This window comes from Pseudomonadota bacterium (assembly GCA_037200975.1).
Lineage (GTDB): Bacteria > Pseudomonadota > Gammaproteobacteria > Steroidobacterales > Steroidobacteraceae > CADEED01.
In genome coordinates this window covers 1,454,431-1,472,313 of the sequence record JBBCGI010000001.1, presented here as the reverse complement: position 1 = coordinate 1,472,313, position 17,883 = coordinate 1,454,431, and the positions used below count along the sequence as shown (strand labels likewise).

General features: G+C 61.7%; 11 protein-coding genes. 8 read left to right on the top strand and 3 right to left on the bottom strand.

Features of this window, described 5'->3' with window-relative positions; translation table 11 throughout:
- Positions 1-210 precede the first annotated feature (210 nt).
- Together WDO72_06555 and WDO72_06550 are read right to left on the bottom strand one after the other, a co-directional pair.
- Positions 211-1,551, bottom strand: coding sequence for a hypothetical protein (locus WDO72_06555; protein MEJ0085323.1), 1,341 nt, complete (start codon positions 1,549-1,551; stop codon positions 211-213).
- Positions 1,548-2,870: an Npt1/Npt2 family nucleotide transporter gene (locus tag WDO72_06550; protein ID MEJ0085322.1), complete on the bottom strand. Its 1,323-nt coding sequence runs from the start codon at positions 2,868-2,870 to the stop codon at positions 1,548-1,550. Before WDO72_06550 ends, WDO72_06555 begins: the two co-directional genes overlap by 4 nt.
- 751 nt (positions 2,871-3,621) lie before the next feature.
- Between WDO72_06550 and WDO72_06545 the strand changes: the two genes are divergently transcribed.
- From WDO72_06545 to WDO72_06530, 4 genes are read left to right on the top strand one after another with little or no spacing between them, the layout of a single operon-like run.
- On the top strand, positions 3,622-6,336 hold the full coding sequence (locus tag WDO72_06545) for a TonB-dependent receptor (protein MEJ0085321.1): 2,715 nt from the start codon (positions 3,622-3,624) through the stop codon (positions 6,334-6,336).
- 29 nt (positions 6,337-6,365) lie between these two features.
- Complete coding sequence (locus tag WDO72_06540; GenBank protein ID MEJ0085320.1) at positions 6,366-7,661, top strand: D-2-hydroxyacid dehydrogenase; 1,296 nt, start codon at positions 6,366-6,368, stop codon at positions 7,659-7,661.
- Between the two features lie 14 nt (positions 7,662-7,675).
- On the top strand, positions 7,676-8,566 hold the full coding sequence (locus WDO72_06535) for a 2-hydroxy-3-oxopropionate reductase (protein ID MEJ0085319.1): 891 nt from the start codon (positions 7,676-7,678) through the stop codon (positions 8,564-8,566).
- Between the two features lie 21 nt (positions 8,567-8,587).
- Positions 8,588-10,750: an alpha-amylase family protein gene (locus WDO72_06530; GenBank protein ID MEJ0085318.1), complete on the top strand. Its 2,163-nt coding sequence runs from the start codon at positions 8,588-8,590 to the stop codon at positions 10,748-10,750.
- 29 nt (positions 10,751-10,779) lie between these two features.
- Here the strand turns inward: WDO72_06530 and WDO72_06525 are convergent, their stop codons facing one another.
- On the bottom strand, positions 10,780-12,054 hold the full coding sequence (locus WDO72_06525) for a DUF4147 domain-containing protein (protein MEJ0085317.1): 1,275 nt from the start codon (positions 12,052-12,054) through the stop codon (positions 10,780-10,782).
- 128 nt (positions 12,055-12,182) lie between these two features.
- On the opposite strand from WDO72_06525, the gene WDO72_06520 reads away from it, so the two are divergent.
- The 4 genes from WDO72_06520 (at position 12,183) to WDO72_06505 (ending at position 17,588) form a co-directional block, all read left to right on the top strand.
- Positions 12,183-13,001 (top strand): FCD domain-containing protein, encoded by an 819-nt coding sequence (locus WDO72_06520; protein ID MEJ0085316.1) that lies wholly within the window; start codon positions 12,183-12,185, stop codon positions 12,999-13,001.
- 116 nt (positions 13,002-13,117) lie between these two features.
- Positions 13,118-14,731: an L-lactate permease gene (locus WDO72_06515; protein MEJ0085315.1), complete on the top strand. Its 1,614-nt coding sequence runs from the start codon at positions 13,118-13,120 to the stop codon at positions 14,729-14,731.
- Positions 14,732-14,753: 22 nt separating this feature from the next.
- A complete protein-coding gene (locus WDO72_06510) occupies positions 14,754-15,635 on the top strand; it encodes a hypothetical protein (GenBank protein MEJ0085314.1) in 882 nt (293 codons plus the stop codon).
- 903 nt (positions 15,636-16,538) lie between these two features.
- A complete protein-coding gene (locus WDO72_06505; GenBank protein ID MEJ0085313.1) occupies positions 16,539-17,588 on the top strand; it encodes a VCBS repeat-containing protein in 1,050 nt (349 codons plus the stop codon).
- Positions 17,589-17,883 lie beyond the last annotated feature (295 nt).

Below are 17,883 nucleotides of genomic sequence, written 5' to 3'. Positions count from 1 at the left end.
GGCAAGCCGGTGGCGCCGATGTGGAGTTCGCGGTACGGAGCGGCGCGAGCCTTGCCGCTGTGCACCTGCGGGCGGTGGTGGAGCTGCGGGGCGCGAAGCTGACTCCAACGAATCTTTATCGGATCCATCTGGAAAGCGCCATCCTCGAGGAGGCCGACGCCCGGCCGACATGGTGGCAGTCACCGACGTCGAATCGCGTTGGGCAAATCGCTACGAAAGCGTGTTTGGCAACGCATTCATCGCAGGTGCAGGCGCCGCGCTGGCACTGCGGCGGCGCTCGTATTGACGCCCCAATGCCCAGGCGCTCAGTCCCCACGCGCCCGAGGCGATCACACCGACGGCCATGGCACCCTGAAACCCAATGCCCATCGACCGCAACCCCGCTTGTCCCCACGCAGCCGTCAGATCGCCCAGCCGATAGATCACCGTGTCGATGACGTTCTTGACCTTGTAGCGCTGCTCCTGGGGAACGACTGTGAAGCAGATCTCGCGACTGGGTCTGGCGATGGCGTACTGCGTGACGCGGCGGAGGCCCTGCATGGCCTGAATCATCAGCAAAGTCGGTGATAACGCGAACAGCACGAACGACGTCGCCATCAGTACTGGATTGAGGATGAGGCTCGCGGTCACACCGAAGCGCAGGATGAATTGCTTCAGGCCAAACAACAGCAGCGCAAAAGAACAGAGGTTCACTGCCAGATCTATCTCCGCCAGCGCCTGTGTTCTGGCCTCCACGCCGGCGAAGGCGTTGGCGATGAAATCGGTCTGGATGAAGTAGCCGATCGTCGAGATCCAGGTCATCAGCAGGAAGAACACGGCGAGGTTCGAGAGATACAACGACTTGAAGAGGGCGGAAAAACCGTCGAACGGATGGCCTTTGAGCCCGTGATCCATTGTCGAACGCTGCGCTTCCTCGTGGCTTTGCTGAAGCAGGACCTTCTCGCGCATGAGCCGGCCGACCAGCAGGATGACCAGCACAAGGCCCGCGGCGGCGACCACCAGCAGCCCCTGAATGCCGACCATCGTCGAGAACAAGCTGGCCACGAGCGGGCCCGCGATGGCTCCGAGGCTGCCGCCGGCTGCGATGAACGGGATGAGTCGGGCAGCTTGGTCTGCGGTGAACACATCGACGATCAGGCTCCAGAAGAGCGAGACCATGAACAGATTCACCACGCTGAACCACCAGTAGAACGCCGTTGCGAGCAGGTGGTTTTCAGGAGCGATGCCGAAGAAGAAAACGAAGATCAGTAGATTGAGGATCAGGAACCAGAACACGCCGATGAGCACACGAGACAGTTTGAATGTGCCGACCAGCCACGCGAACACGGGAGCACAGAGAAGAGTGAGCAGGAACGTTCCAGTGAACAGGTTCTGGAGCTGGTCGACTCCGACCACGGTCGCCATCGCATCTCTGACCGGACGCAGGATGTAGTAGCTGCCGAGCAGGATGAAGTTGCAGCAAAAGGCCACGATCGTAGCCTTGCGCTCGTGCGGCGCGGCAGCGTCGAAGGTTCGGAACCAGCGACGCGGACCCGGCCGTGACGAAGTCACTCGTGTCTCGTAGCCCCGCCAACGATATCGTCGCCCCGCACGCTCTCGTAGCGTTTGCCCAGCAGCCAGGCGACCGGGAACCAGACCGCCGCCACCACCGCACCGAAGATCGCCATGCCGCCGATGCCGAACGGCAAGATGAACGAGCTCACCCACGCCGAGCTCACATCACCGAAGCGGTACACCACGGTGTCGATGACGTTCTTGGCCTTGTACTTGCTCTCCTGGTCCACCACCGTGAACAGCATTTCGCGCGTGGGCTTCGCCACCGCGTACTCCGCCACGCGCCGCAGCACCTGGATGCCGCCCAGCACCATCAGCACCGGCGACAGCAGCACCGCCACGAAAGCGACCACCATGATGACCGGGTTCACCAGCAGGCCGGTAGTCACGCCGAAGCGCGAGATGATGCGCCCGGTGCCGAACAGCTGGATGAACACCGCCCCCGTGTTCACAGCCAAGTCGATGGTGGCGTAGGCCTGCGTGCGCGCTTCGCGGCTGTCGAAGGCTTTGGTGATCAGGTCCCCGAGCTGGATGTACACGATCGTCGAGATCCACGTCATCAGCAGCAGGAACAGCGCCAGCAGAAGTAGATAGGGCGAGCGGAACAGCAGCTTGAAGCCATCGAACGGATTACCCGCCAGACGCCGGTCGAGTGTCGTGCTCTGAGTTTCGACCCCCGCGGCGACCATGCGCCGTTTCTCCGCCGTGAGCATGCGCACCAGCACCGCGGTGAGCACGAAGCCCAGCGCCGAGATGAGCATGAGGTTGTTGTTGCCCACCGACTTCACCAGCACGGTGGCGACGAGGGGCCCTGCGATCCCGCCGAGGGTGCCACCAGCCGCAACGAAGCCGAACAGACGCTTGGCCTGCGTGCGCGAGAAGATGTCGGCCATGAACGTCCAGAACACCGAGATGATCAGGATGTTGAAGGTGCTTACCCAGATGTAGAACGCCGCGGCTTCGCCGCGATCCTTGCCGTCGGCAGATTCGAACAGCAGATAGAAGACCAGGATGCTCAAGCTCACGAAGCCGTACACGCAGGGCAGGAACGTGGAGAGCTTGATGCGCGAGGCGAGCCACGAGTACAGCGGCGCGAACAGGAAGCTCGCTATGAAGGTTCCGGTGAACAGCTCCTGGATGTTCGCCATGCCGTACACGGTGCCCATTGCGTCGCGCACCGGCTTCACGATCGAGTAGCTGCCGAACAGCAGAAAGAAAAACACCATGCTCAGTATCACGGCGCGCATCTCGTACGGTTCGATGACGGCGGCCGATTTGAAGAGCCGGGCGAGGCCATTGGGCGATTTGTCGTTCATGTCGATCCAGCTGTTGTGTTCTTGGGTTTCGCCGTCGATACGCGCGTCGCGATCCGCGCCAGGAATTCTAGGGGCTTTGGCGCCCTTGCTTGCCCCAAAGTTCCGGCCGCGGAAGTTTCGAGCGCGTCATGTGGATATAATATTGACCAAGAAATAAATATAGCAAATAATTCTTACCAAACTTGCGATACGTGAGCGGGATATGCAAAGCGGGGAAGGCAACGAGAGTCGGCCGGAGGCGGAATACGCTTGGCGTACACACATGAATATGTGGTGTTCGAGACGGCCCTTACGTGCTGGAACGGCAGCAGCGTTCATTTTTTCGTGGGCGTCGGCGCAAGTTTGCTGTATATATTGACCACAACATAGTTTGGCTTGAATAAATATCCAAGAGAACGTAACGCAGCTTTCGTCTTCTAGGGCAGGCGAAATCAGGCACCGCCGGTTCGGGCGTCCAATCTCTGGCTACTTGTTCTGCCTTCGGGGTATCAGTCGAAAATTTCGCGGAGCAAGACTCCGCTTTGGGGGAAAAATCATGTTTTTGTCAGTTACTGACGAGGCCGCCGTGACGCGCGCCGTTGTCCAATCGAAAGCTCGCGCTCTTCGCACTTTGGCACTGGCGACTACGTGCGCGCTGTCCATGGCCGTCCACGCGGCCGATGCCCCACCCAATGCCGACCCGGCCGCACCATCTCAAAGTCCCCCACCAACCGTTGTTGCGGAATCTTCCGAAGGCGACGTGGAAGAAGTCGTGGTCACAGGATCTCGCCTGGTACGCGCAGCCGGCTACACCGCGCCGACGCCGGTGACCGTGTTGAGCGCCGACAGCCTGGCGCAAAAAGCGCCGACCAGCTTGCCCGACGCGCTCAATCAGATTCCGGTCTTCCAGGGCTCGATCAGCAACTCGCAGGATCGCAACTCGACCTCGAACCGTGTGCGCACGGGCAATTACCTCAACCTGCGCTCGCTGGGGCCGCAGCGCGTGCTGGTGCTTCAGGACGGCATGCGCCTGCCGCCGACCGGCAATGCCGGCGGCACCGATGCCAACATGATTCCGCAGATGCTGATCGAGCGCATCGACGTCGTCACCGGCGGTGCGTCGGCTGCGTACGGCTCGGACGCTGTCTCGGGTGTCGTCAACTTCATCATCGACAAGAATTTCGAAGGGCTGAAGCTGCAGGGGCAGGGCGGTATCTCGTCGCGCAGCGACAATGATTCCTACCGCGCGGGCGCCGCCTATGGCCGCTCGCTGTTCGACGGCCAGATGCATCTGACCTTCAGCGCCGAGACCTCGCACACGGATGGCATCAAGGACAAATCCACGCGCAAGCTGGTGAACGAAGATTGGGCGGTGATCGGCGCGGGTACCGTGGCCGATCCGTTCCGCAACGTGACGGGTGTGAAATTCAACACGGGGTCGGATGGTGGATACATCTCGTCGGGTCCGGCAGCGCTGATCCGCCAGCAATTCCTGCCGGACGGCAGCGTCGGCCCGTTCGATCCCGGCGTTCCGACCGGGCGCGCCGGCCTCGGCTTCGGCGGTGACGGATATGCCTACAAGCACGATTCCACACTCGTTGCCGCGTCGACCACCAACCAGTTCTTCGGTCGCATGTCCTACGATCTGGGCAACGACATGGAAGCCTTCGTGCAGGCGAGCTTCAGCACCGCGAAGAACTGGGACGCGGGTTCGAGCTCCTCTTCCACGGGCAACGGTGGCCCGCGCATCTTCGCGGAAAACGCGTTCCTGGATCCCGCTGTCCGCGCCCTGTTCGGCACCGCGCCGAGCATCCAGATAGGGCGCAACCTGCCCGAATATCCGAATTCCCCGGTGGAACAGCGGACACGTGCCCTCATCGCGAACGCCGGCATCAGCGGCTCGTTCGGCGACAGCAGCTTCAAGTGGGACTTCACGTACAGCTACGGCCGCACCCGCTTCAACAACGAGACGATCCAGAACAACAACATCCGCTACTACGCGGCTTTGGATGCGGTGGTTGATCCGGCCAGCAGCCAGATCGTGTGCCGTGTCACGCTGACCAATCCGACGACGGCGCCGGGCTGCGTGCCGATCAACCTGCTCGGCGCCGGCTCGATCACGCAAGAGGCGCTCGACTACGTGCTCGGCGTCTCGACGTGGGAATCGATCAACGAACTCCACGACGTCCAGTTCAGTGTTACGGGCGAGCCGTTCTCGACATGGGCGGGTCCGGTCGCGACCGTCGTGGGAGCCGAATATCGCAACCAGAGTCTTGACCAGACCAGCAACAGCGACACCGCGGTCACCCTGGATCCCGCGGCGTTGGGTCTGCGCGGCGTGCCGGTTGACACGCGCATCTACGGGACCAGCGTGAGCTTCGCCAAGGGCAGCTACGACATCAAGGAGCTGTTCACCGAAGTGTCCGTGCCGCTCGCCAAGGATGTATTCCTCGCCAAGTCGCTCGAACTGAACGGCGCGTTCCGCTACACCGACTACAGCACCAGCGGTGCGGTGAAGACCTGGAAGCTGGGCAGCACGTACGAGCCGGGCGGCGGAGTGCGCTTCCGCGCAACCCTGTCGCGCGACATTCGCGCGCCTACTCTTTATGAGTTGTATTCGGGTGAATCGCTGCGCGGCCAGTCGTACTCCGACCGGTTGACGAACTTGCTGACCAGCTACAGCGAGGTCAACCGAGGCAATCCCGACCTGCAACCGGAAATCGGTAACACCTTCACGGGCGGTATCGTGTTCCAGCCGACGTTCCTGTCGGGCTTCGCGATCTCTGCCGACTACTACCGCATCAAGATCAAGAACGCGATCGCGAGCCAGTTCACCAGCATCCAGGTGCTCGACCAGTGCGCCAACAGCAACTACACGAGCCCGCTGTGCGCGCAGGTGATCCGCTACCCCGACACGAACCTGATCCGGCGCGTGAATATCTTCCAGACGAACGTTTCGAGCATTCAAAATGAAGGCGTCGATCTCGAGACTTCATTCCGCACGGAACTCGCGGGTGGCCAGTTCAGCGCGCGCATCCTGGGGACGCGTCTGTTGAGTTACACGACGCAGGGAAATTCGGCCGCGCCGACGATCGAATACGCGGGCGTCGCGGACTTCTCCGATGTCGGCGGCATTCCGTTCCCGATGCCGAAGTGGCGCGGTAATCTCGATCTCAACTACACCCGCGGTGGGTTCACGGTGAGTGCGCAGGAGCGCTACATCGGCAGCTACAAGAGATCGCATCTGTTCGTGTACGCGGAGAACGACATTCCGTCGATCGCCTACACCGACCTGAGTCTCAGCATGGAATTGCACCCTGGCAGTGGACCGGCGTTGCAGGTGTACACGACGATCAACAACCTGTTCGACAAGGATTATCCGCTCGTGCCGCTCAGCGCCAACCCGGGCCTGCCGATCGCGACCTTCCGGTCTATCTACGACGTGGTCGGCCGCTACTACACGCTCGGCGTGCGCGCCAAGTTCTGACATCCACTGCATTCCACAGGAGATCAATCATGATCGGTGAGCGAAAACTCGAGAAAGGCGTGCAGCGGATGGCCAGCCCCCTCGCCGGGCGTTGGTCGACGGCGCTGTCACGGATGGTCCTCGTCGTCGCCTGCGCATTTCCGCTCGCGAGTCCAGGCGTAGTGTCCGCGGCCGAGGACGATGCCGCTGCGGCTGCTCCGCCTTACACCGGTCCGTTGACCATGACGGACGAGGAAGTGGCGGCCCTCATCCAGCGCCTGGGCCTCACGCTCACCGAGAAACCGGTGCGCGAGATGGTCAAGGGCTGGCGCAAGCCGAAAAAAGCGATTGTCTTTGCGGAGCGATCGCCGCAGTGGATTCCGTGGCTGCGCACGGCAGCGCCGGATCTGAAGATCATCGTCGTGGATCGGGGCGCGCCAAGACCTTTGACGAAGGAATTTCTCGCACAAGTGGCCGACGTCGACATACAGATAGGCGGCTCGTGTTCCAAAGACCTGCTCGCCGCTGAAAAGAAGCTGCAATTCATCCAGTCCTCCCACGTTGGAGTGGAAGGCTGCTTTACGGGTGACGTGCCGAAGCGATTGCTCGATGGCGACGTCATCATGGCGAACCAGAAGAGAGCGTACGGCGGGCCCATCGCCACACATGCCATCGCCATGATGCTGGCTCTGCAGCGCGGTCTGGACTTGTACGTGCGCATGAACGATGCCGAGCAGTTCGTTCCGACACCCTATCGGTTGAGATTCCCCCAGGGGCAGACCATGTTGGTCGTGGGCCTCGGCGGGCTGGGCACCGATGTGGCGAAGGTTGCGCACAAGTTCGACATGAAAATCATCGGCACGCGGAACTCGAGCCGCGAAAAACCGGACTTCGTCGACTATGTCGGGCTCGCCAACGAACTACCCGATCTGATCGGCAAGGCCGATGTCGTGGTTGCGGCGGTGCCTTTGACCGATCAGACGAGGAAACTTTTCAATGCCGACATGTTCGGCCGCATGAAGAAGGGTGCGTTGTTCATCAACGTGGCCCGCGGCGGTCTCGTCGATAGCGCCGCTCTGGTCGCCGCACTCAAGTCAGGTCAAGTGGGTGGTGCCGGACTCGACGTGACCGACCCGGAGCCGTTGCAGAAGGGCGATCCTCTGTGGCACGCACCTAACATCATCATCACGCCGCACATGTCCGCGCACTTCAGCGGCGCGGACGACGGCGTCGAGAGACTCGGCAACGAAACCATCGAGGCGTGGGCGGTCATGCGTGAAAACGTGCGTCGCTATATCGCCGGCGAGCAGATTTATTCGATCGTCGACACGAAGGTCGGCTACTAAAAAGAAGGTTCACGATGAAGATCGGCTTCGTAGGCACGGGGATCATGGGCCGACCGATGGCCGGGCACCTTCAGGCGGGCGGCAACGAACTCCTCCTCGTTGCGCATCGCTCGAAACTGCCCGAGGAGCTGATCGCCGCCGGCGCACAGGTCTGTGCGTCGGCGGCGGTGCTGGCTGCCATGGCGGACGTGGTCATCCTGATGTTGCCCGACACGCCGGATGTCGAAAGCGCGCTATTTGGCGCGGGCGGCGTGGCGGAGGGTTTGCGCCGCGGTACCTGCGTCATCGACATGAGTTCCATCGATCCCATCGCAACGCGCGGTTTCGCCGCAAGAATTGCGGACCTCGGATGCGACTACGTGGACGCGCCCGTGTCGGGTGGTGAAGTGGGCGCGAAGGCCGCGTCGCTCACCATCATGTGCGGCGCCGACAGCGCGGTGTTCGAACGGGTCAAACCGCTGTTCGCACTGATGGGCAAGAACATCACGCGCGTGGGTGAGGTCGGTGCGGGGCAGGTGGCGAAAGTCGCCAACCAGATCATCGTCGCATTGAACATCGAAGCGGTCGCCGAAGCGCTGCTGTTCGCCACCAAGGCGGGCGTGGATCCGGGCAAGGTGCGCGAAGCGTTGCTGGGCGGGTTCGCCGCGTCGCGCGTTCTCGAGGTGCATGGCAAGCGGATGATCGACCGGACTTTCGCGCCTGGCTTCCGCATCTCCCTGCATCAGAAAGATCTGAATCTTGCGCTCAACAGCGCACGCTCATTGGGAATGGCGCTGCCGAACACGGCAGCCACGCAGCAGTTGTTCAGCGGCTGCGTTGCGCAGGGCGGCGCGGACTGGGACCACTCGGCGATGGTGCGCGCGCTCGAAAAACTGGCTGGCATCGAAGTCGCCGCCGGCAAATAAACAAGAAACGAGGGGAAAGTCATGAGTGATCTGTTCACACGCCGCGGCGTCCTGCAGGCGATGTCCATGGCCGGCCTGTCGGTGACCGGCGGTGCCTTCGATGCGCTCGCACAGACTTCTCCCGGAGTGCCGGGCAAATTCGACCCGCGCCGCTGGTGGACGCGCGACTACCGCATCGTGCAGACGAACCTGCGCGAGATCGACATCCTCGAGAATCCGAAAGAGATCGCGCGCGCGGTGCGGGAGTTCGGCGGCACTGCCATCGTGTCGAACATCGGCGGCATCATCGCTTTCTATCCGACGAAGCTGAAATACCACCACCGCAATCCGTATCTCAAAGGGGACTTCGTCAAGGCGATGATCGAAGCCGCGCACGCCGAGAATCTCGCCTATCTAGGGCGGTTCGACACGTCGAAAGGCATGGGGCTTGTCTACAAGGACCACCCCGAGTGGTTCATGGTCAATCGCAACGGCACGCCGCGCGAATACGAAGGAACCTACCAGGCGTGCCCGAGCGGCATGTGGCTGCAGGACTACGCGCTGCAGATCCTTCGTGAAGCGCTCAAGCAGTACAAGCCCGATGGCGTGTTCTTCAACGGCGTGGGTTTCGGACAGAACGACTACGCCGGCATCGATCGCGGCAGCTGCGTGTGTGAGAACTGCCGGCGGGAATTCCGCGCGATGTTCGGCCTCGAACTACCCACCAAGGAAGGGTTCACGGATCCCAACTGGCGCAAGTATCTCGAGTACCAGGAGCGGGTCACCGCGGGAATCAACGCGAAGATGGACAAGCTCGCCGCGGAGCTCATTCCCGGCGTTCCGATCTTCCGCCATGAAGAATACGAGCACGTGGGCCGCGGCGAATTGCAGCGGCGCGTGGCACGACCTGCGCCCGAGTGGCAGTACCAGTCCGGCGAGCAGTTGCGCGGCGCGAAGGCGCGCAATCCAGGCAAGCCCTTTTCGGCCACCTCGACGACTCACGTCGACTATCCGTGGCGGCAGGTCACCGAGACATCCGACTACCACATCAATCGTTTCGCACAGATGCTTGCCCACGGCGGCAAGCTCGACCTGTATCTCATGGGTTCACTGGCGGATCAGGACGACCCGAGTTACCTGCCGCCCTTGTCCGCGCTGTTCAAGTGGGAAGCGGCCAATACGCGCTTCTACACCGGCCTCAATCCGGCCGCGCGCGTGGGAATCTATGAATCGCGCGTGACGCAGCGCTACGGCGCGGCGACTCCGTTCGCGCAATACCGCAATGGTGAGGTCCGTGGCGCCATCAGCGCGCTCGTCGATTCGCGCATCGCGTTCCAGGCCGTCAGCAGCGAGCGGGTGGCCGACGGCACCGTGTCGTTGAACGAGAACTTCGATGTCATCTTCGCGCCCCACGTGTTGTGCCTTCCCGAGCGCGAAGCGGCGGCACTCGACCAATTCGTGGCGCAGGGCGGCCTGCTCATTTCGACCGGCATGACCGGGGGATTCGATGCGGAGGGCAAGGCCCTCGAGCGCATTCCTCTGGCTTCATTTCCTTTCGAGAAATACGGGACACCGGAGAAGGTTGCCGGTTGGACGCTCGATGCCGCGAAGAGCCAATTCGAGTTCGCGAAAGGAAAGGTGCCGATCGATGCGTACTACTTCGGGGGCACGTCGAAGGCAGGGGCTGACAACCTCATTCCGTTCGCTCCCGACCAGCGCTTTGGTCCGCCTGAATTCAGTTATGTAGTGCCGGGCACAACTGTGCGCACCAGCCCGGGCGTGGCGCATCTTGCGCATGGCAAAGGCCACGCCGTGCACATTCCGTGGCTCATCGACTGGCATTACTACCGCGACGGGTTGCCTATCCACCAGCAATTGCTCGCGGGGCTCATCGCGAAGTACGCGCCGGCGCAGCGCGTGACACTCACCGGCACCGGACCGGTCGAGCTCGCGGTTCAACGCCGCGGCGAGAAATCCTTGCTCGTGCATGTCATCAACTACGCCGGGCAACGCAACGGCCGTTACGACACGCCGCCGGACCTCCACGGTCTGAGTATCGGCATCGTGTCGTCGCCTTCGCAGTCCGCCGCCGCGCTGGTTGCGGGGCAGTCGATCAAAGGTGTGAGTCGCGCGGGTGATCCCGACCGTCTGTGGTTCGATCTGCCGCCGGTGGGAGCTTTCGAAGCCATCGCGATTGGCGACTGAACGACGCGCGATCCTGATCAGCCGCGGAGTTACTTCGGAATGATCAGGATCGCGCGGAAGTCGTTGACGTTGGTGCGGGTCGGGCCGGTCCTGATGAGATCGCCGAGCGCGTCGAAGAAGCTACCGCTGTCGTGCGCGTCGAGGTGCGCAACGGCGTCGCATCCCAGCGCGCGTGCGCGCGCCAGCGTGTCGGGGGACCACAGTGCGCCAGCAGCTCCGCCGCTCGCGCCATCTTCGCCGTCGGTGTCGCCGGCGATGGCCCACACGCCGGCGGAATCCGCGAGCGCTGCGCCGAGCGCCAACAGGAACTCGCTGTTACGCCCGCCGCGTCCGGCGCGACCGCCGGTGATCGTGACCGTCGTCTCGCCGCCGGAAAGGATGACTCTCGGTCGCGTGCGCGGGCCGAGCGCGTGCCGCGCCATCGCGACACCCACTTCGCGGGCCTCACCTTCCAGATCGTCACCCAGGTTTTCGACCGCGAGCCCCGCGTTGCGGGCGACCTCCGCGGCCGCGGCGAGAGCAGCACCAGGCGTGGCGATCAACCGGGATTCACAACTGTTGCCAGCCGGCGCGGGCACCGATGCCGTGCGCAGGCGTTCGATCACCGCAACGGGCAGCAGATGCTCCCACCGCGCGATGATGCTGGTCAGATCGAGGCCCGCGTCCAGGTCCGGCACGGTCGGGCCAGACGCGATCGCGGCAATTTCGTCTCCCGGGATGTCGCTGATGGCCAGCGTGACCACTCTTGCGGGTGCAGCCGCAGCGGCGAGCCTGCCACCCTTGATCGCCGAAATTCGTTTGCGGACGGCATTCATCGCGCGGATGTCGAGCCCCGACTGGAGCAACACACGATTCGTCGTCTGCTTGTCCGCCAGCGTGATTCCCGGTGCGGGAAGCGCCATGACCGAGGATCCGCCGCCGGAAATCAGTGCCAGGACGAGATCGTCCGGGCCCAGGCCCGATACGGAATCGAGAATCTCCTGCGCGGCCGCGACACTGTTCGCGTCCGGGACCGGATGCGCGGCTTCCCGGACGGTGATGCGCCGCGTCGGCGCGCCGCTGCCGTACGGAACGACGACCACGCCGCTCAATGGCACATCGGGCCACGCGGCTTCCACCGCGGCAGCCATTGAGCCCGCGGCTTTTCCCGCCCCGACTACCAGGCAACGTCCGGCCGGCCGGGCAGGCAGATGGGCTGCCAGGACTTTGCGCGGATCGGCGCTCGCGATTGCGGTATCGAACAGCTTCCGCAAAAGGGCGCGTGCGTTGGCGTCGTCCCATGTTGTTGTTGTCGAACGGTCCATCTCGTCCCTGTCCAGATGGTGAGAGTATTGAGCAGTTTTTAAGTTTAGCCAAGTTTTTTTACCAAAATTCTGTGATCCCCATTTGCTGTGGTTAGCTGTTGACGGTCGATTCAATCAAATGCAACTCTATGTTCACAGGTAATCGGAAGGTGCCAATGACTACGCAAACGATCCGGCCGGCAAAACTCGCGGATGCGATTGCAGCCCATATTCAGCAGATGATCCTCGAAGGGTCGCTGCACCCGGGCGAGCGGCTGCTGTCGGAACGGGAACTGTCGGAAAAGCTCGACGTATCCCGACCGTCGCTCCGGGAGGCACTCGACAAGCTGGTGGCCCGAGGGCTCATCACGGCCAATGCGCAGGGCGTCGCACACGTCAGCGAAAACGTCGGCAAGAGTCTGCGCGACCCGCTCGAACTGCTGATGGACGAGCCCGACGCGCGCATCGACTGCCTCGAACTGCGCTCTGTCGTCGAGGCGGCCGCGGCGGGTCTTGCGGCGGAGCGCGCCTCCAAAGTGGACCGCGACACCATAAAAAGCCGCTTTGAAGCCATGGTCGCGGCGCATAAAGAACAAAGTGTCGACAAGATCGCGAAGACGGACGCCGACTTTCATTTCGCCATCTACGAGGCCAGCCACAACCTCATGATGCTGCACTTCATGCGCAGCCTGGAGGGCATCCTGCGCTCCAATGTCTACCTGAATCGCAAGAATCTGTACGAGCACAGGACCGAGAAGGATTCACAGCTTCACGAGCACCAGGCCATCTACGACGCCATCATGAAGCGGGATCCCGAGGCGGCGCGCGAGGCGGCGAAACTCCACATGACCACCGCCATGCGCACCCAACGCGAGATCTACGAGGCCGAGCAGCGCCTGGAGGCCTCGATCCGGCGTCTGGCACGCAGCGATCTGGTTTCGAACCGCAAGACCAAAAACATCAGCTGACCCGTTTACTTTTCGGAGAACTTTTCTTACCATTCTGACTGCCAGGCCTCATACTGGGGCCCGGGCCGGATGGATAGTTAGAAAAAGTGCGGCACGAGACCGCGAGGGGAAGGCTCATGTTTCATCAGCTCGTGACCCCGGTCGGCGCCAGCTTGCTGCTGTCATTCGCCGTCGCGGTCATTCCGATCGCGGTGGTTCTCATCATGCTCGGTGTCATGCGCCGACCGGCCTGGCAGGCGTCCAGCGCCGGATTGTTGGTGGCGTTCATTCTCGCAACTCTCGTCTGGAAACTTCCCGCGAAACTCGCGCTCAGCAGCATCGCCGCGGGCGCCACGTTCGCCGCCTGGCCGGTGATGTGGATCGTCGTCAACGCGCTACTCCTCTACAACATCTCCGTGGCATCGGGTCGCTTCGAGGCGTTTCGAGCCTGGATGGTGCAGCACCTGCCGAATGACAGCCGCGTCGTGCTCGTCGTGATCGGTTTTTCATTCGGTTGCCTGCTCGAGGGAGTCGCTGGGTTCGGTACGCCGATCGCCATCACCAGTGCGCTGCTGGTCGCGCTGGGTTTTCGCGCGCTCGACGCCGTGGTGTTCACGCTCATTTTCAATACAGCACCGGTCGCATTCGGAGCACTCGGTTCGCCGGTAATCACGCTGGGCGCCGTGACCCAGTTGAGCGACGTCACGCTCGGCGCAATGATCGGCCGGCAACTGCCGTTCATCGCGCTGCTGCTGCCGTTCTATGCCATTGCGGTTTTCGGTGGCCTGCGCGCGGTGCGCGGCGTGTGGCCCATCCTGCTCGTGGCCGGTGGCTCGTTCGCGCTGGTGCAGTTCATTTCCTCGAACTATCTAGGTTATGCGCTGACCGATGTGCTGTCCTCGCTCTGCTCGCTCATCCTCACGCTGGTCTTCCTGACGATCTGGCGTCCGGCGCCGGACCCTCGCTTCTCGTTGGCCGGCTTAGGCAGAACGTCGGCTGTGTCTTCCGGCGGTGGGCCCGGCTTGTCTGTGTGGAGCGGGTGGCTGCCCTGGCTCATCCTGTCGGCAGTCGTCATCGCATGGGTGCACTTCAAGGTGAATCTCATCGGCCAGATAAAGGTGGAATGGCCCGGGCTGCACAACGCGGTGTTCATCACGACTTACAACAAGCCTTACGCGGCGGTCTGGACATTTCAGCCGCTGGCCACTGGCACCGCGATCCTCGCGGCGACTTTCATTACCGCGATCCTGGTGCGGTTGTCCTTGAAGCAGTTCCTCACTGCGCTCACCGGAACCATTCGCCAGGCCCGACTACCGTTGCTGACCACGCTGATCATCGTCGGACTGGCCTATCTGATGAATTATTCGGGCATCGCATACACACTCGGTGTCGGCGTGGCTTCGGTCGGTTTCCTGTTCCCGCTCGTGTCGGCGTTCCTCGGCTGGCTCGCAGTGTTCCTTTCGGGAAGCGACACCTCGGGTAATGCGCTGTTCGGCAATCTGCAGGTGGTCGCCGCGCATCAGCTCAATCTGAGCCCGGTCCTGATGGCAGCGACCAATGCCTCGGGCGGCGTGATGGGCAAGATGATCTCGCCGCAGAACATCTCCACCGGCACGTCTACCACCGATCTGCGCGGGCAGGAGGGCAGCGTGCTGGCTCGAACTTTCCCTCACAGCCTGGTCCTGACGCTGATCCTCGGCATCATCGTGCTGCTCCAGCAGTACGTGTTCCCCGAAATCATCCCGCATTGAACCGCGCGGAAGAGATTCAGATGTGCCGCGTGGGGAATATTTGCAGGCGCTGACGCTGGTCATCCTGTTTGCGCTGTGCGGTTGCGCTGCGAGCCCGGCAAAGCGCGAGGTGGAGAATCCCTATCTTCAGCAATTCTGGCAGTCGGAAGCGGAGGGCAGGTTATTTCCGCCCGTCACCGAGTTGATGCCGCAGACGTCGCTGCAGGACGCCTACACAGTGCAGGAACGAATTGTTTCCGAGCGACTCGCGAAGGGCGACAAGGTCGCGGGCTACAAAGGTGGATTGATGTCGGCGGCCTCGCTTGCCGCAAGACACGTGAGCGAGCCTCTCACGGGTGTCTTGTTCGCGAGTGGCGATGCGCGGGACGGCGCGCGGATCTCGCTGTGCGGCTATCGCCGGGCGGGGTACGAATTGAAACTGGGTTATGTGTTCGCACGCGAAGTGCGCACCCGGATCGAGAGTCTCGACGAGTTGCGGACACGGGTCCGTGCGGTACAGCCCGTCGTCGAGCTACCGGACATCGCCTACCGCGATGACAAGACCTATAACGCCGTCGACATGGTGGCAGCTAACATCAGTGCTGCGCAGTTCGTGCGTGGAATCGCCAGACCAGCCGGCACCATCGATCTCGATGCCTTGAAGGTGACGCTGAAACGCGATGGCGTGGAGATAGCGCGCGGACACGGACGCGAGTCGCTTGGCGCGCAATGGGAGAGCCTGCGCACGATCGTCAATCTCGTGATTGCGAATGGCGGCCGGATCGCGGCCGGGCAGATCGTCTTGACCGGCAGGATAGACAACAAGGGTGATCTCATCCCCGGCACGTATTCGGCAGACTACGAGTCTCGCGGAGTGACCCGCTTCACCGTAGTCGCCTGTTCACGCGGTTTGATTCTGAGATAAAGGCGAAGGCATCGGAAGAGGTGCCATGCGCGAGTGAGCATTGCCACTCAGCACGATCAACAGACCGCGCCTTGCCAACTCGCGCAACGGAGCACCCATCCGTCGTTCGTACGCTGCCGGGTCGAAGGGAGTGTCAATTTCGGTCGGCACATGTTGATGAAAAGTGAGCCGCCCCCTGCTTTTCCTGTTCCAACAGGAATTTGGTGAGCTTCCACATTGCCGCTGATCCGCGCCCATCCTGCCCGCGCCACGCCTCGCCTTGTAGGTCGCGTGCCTTGGGTTCTTGCTCCAGCGAGACGAAAGATCCTGTCCCCGTTCGATGAACGCGTGTAGTGGAGTGCGCGAGCAGGACTCTTCAGCCGGAAGTGCCGGTAATGCAAGTGACGGCCTCATCATGAGAAGGGCAGTCTGTTGAGCAACCATGCGGCCTCCTGAGTACCACCATCCCGATTGGCGAACTTACTCTCGGGTAGTTTGTCTTTGAATTGTCGATGACCATGGCGGATGAAATCTTTATCACTACCGCCTATGAGACCGGTTGGGCGAGGCGGGGTTCAGGTCGACTTTGAAATTCCAACCTTTCGCAATTGCAGAAAATGGCGCGCTAGTTAGCATTGCGTGACGGTAACTGCGTTTCTCCGCCACGGGGTAGCCGTCTCGCCTCTTGCCGGGAATATGCACATACTCGCTAACAAGGGGGGCGACCCCGAACAAGCAGATCGCGCAATCATCGGGAGTGACGGTCTCATGCATAAAAAATTGTCGGCGACTAAGACTTTGGCAGGTTTCTGCTTGCTCACCGTCTTGCCGTCGACTTGGACCACTCTCGCCGCGGATCGTCCAGTGGCGCCGGCCGGAACGCCTACCGCCTCCTCACGATTCCCCCAGTACGATCATGCACTTGTGCTTGAGAAAACTGCCGAGACATCCGCAAATGTAAGCGTCGGGGATGTCAACGGGGATGGCTACCCAGATATCGTGATCGCCAAGGGGCGGCACTGGCCATTGAAAAGCCGCGTATTGATCGGGGATGGTCGGGGGCATTTCTCATCAAGCTATGACCTTAGCGATAGCGCGTATCGATCGTATTCTGCGCGTCTGGTGGACATAGACGCGGACGGCTTCCTGGATGTAGTGCTGAGCAATGACGCGCCCGACCCCAAGCTTGTATACCTGAACGATGGGAAGGGTCATTTCCATGCGGGTTCAAGCTACGGCCGGCCAGAGTGGGCAACACGAAATGTCACAGTTGCGGATCTGAACGGCGATGGCCTGCCCGACATCGTTGTGGCCAATCGCGGTAGCAAAAGCTCTAACTACATATGCCAGAACAAAGGAAAAGGTCAATTCGACACGGCGTGCGCTGCGTTTTCAACCGAGTCCGCAACGACTATTGCAGCCGCCGATTTCAATCGTGATGGATTGATCGATCTCGCCGTTCCGCATCGTGACGGCGGTCAAAGCTATGTTTATCTCGCTGGCCCCAAGGCCACGTTTTCGAACCTGAGGCGGGTCCCGTTTGGCTCTCCCGACGCAACAATACGGATGGCCGAGGCGGCAGACTTTGACGGCGACGGTCTGCAGGACATCGTGACGATAGACGAACGGCAGGGCGTCGCCATCTTCTTGGGGCGGAAGGACGGCGCTTTCACACCGGGGATGGCGATCGACAATGGCAACGCAGTGCCATACGCACTCGCAGTTAAGGATCTCAATAGTGACGGAAGGGCCGACATCGTGGTCGGTAACGTCGAAGCACAATCGACTATCTTTTTTAACGATGGCCCCGGTCGTCATTTCTCGCCTGTCCACTTTGGCGATAACCGGGGCACCGTGTACGGCATCGCGATGGCCGACCTCGACGGAGACGGCGTGGTAGATATTGCAGTTGCGAGATCCGACGCTCCCAACGTTTTGTACTTTGCGAAATCGCAGTCGGCGAACATTCCATGAAGTTGCTTACCGGGCTTGGCCTGCTTTGATGGATCGAAAGCTAGTGCATCCTGCGGCAAGCTCTGGTTGCAAATCTGGTGGCAAATACGGGGACTTCTGGGGATTGCAGGGGACAGGCAGGTGTTTATTGTTCAGTAACTTACTGATCCAGGAAGTCACTCGCCCGAGTTCGAATCCCTCTCTCTCAGCCAAAATTCCCATTATAAATTAAAAAATTACGCGATTGTTCGCGGCGTTGCAGAGCTTTAGCAGGGATTCGAATCGACGGGGCATTTCCAGCGCCTCGTTTCGCCAA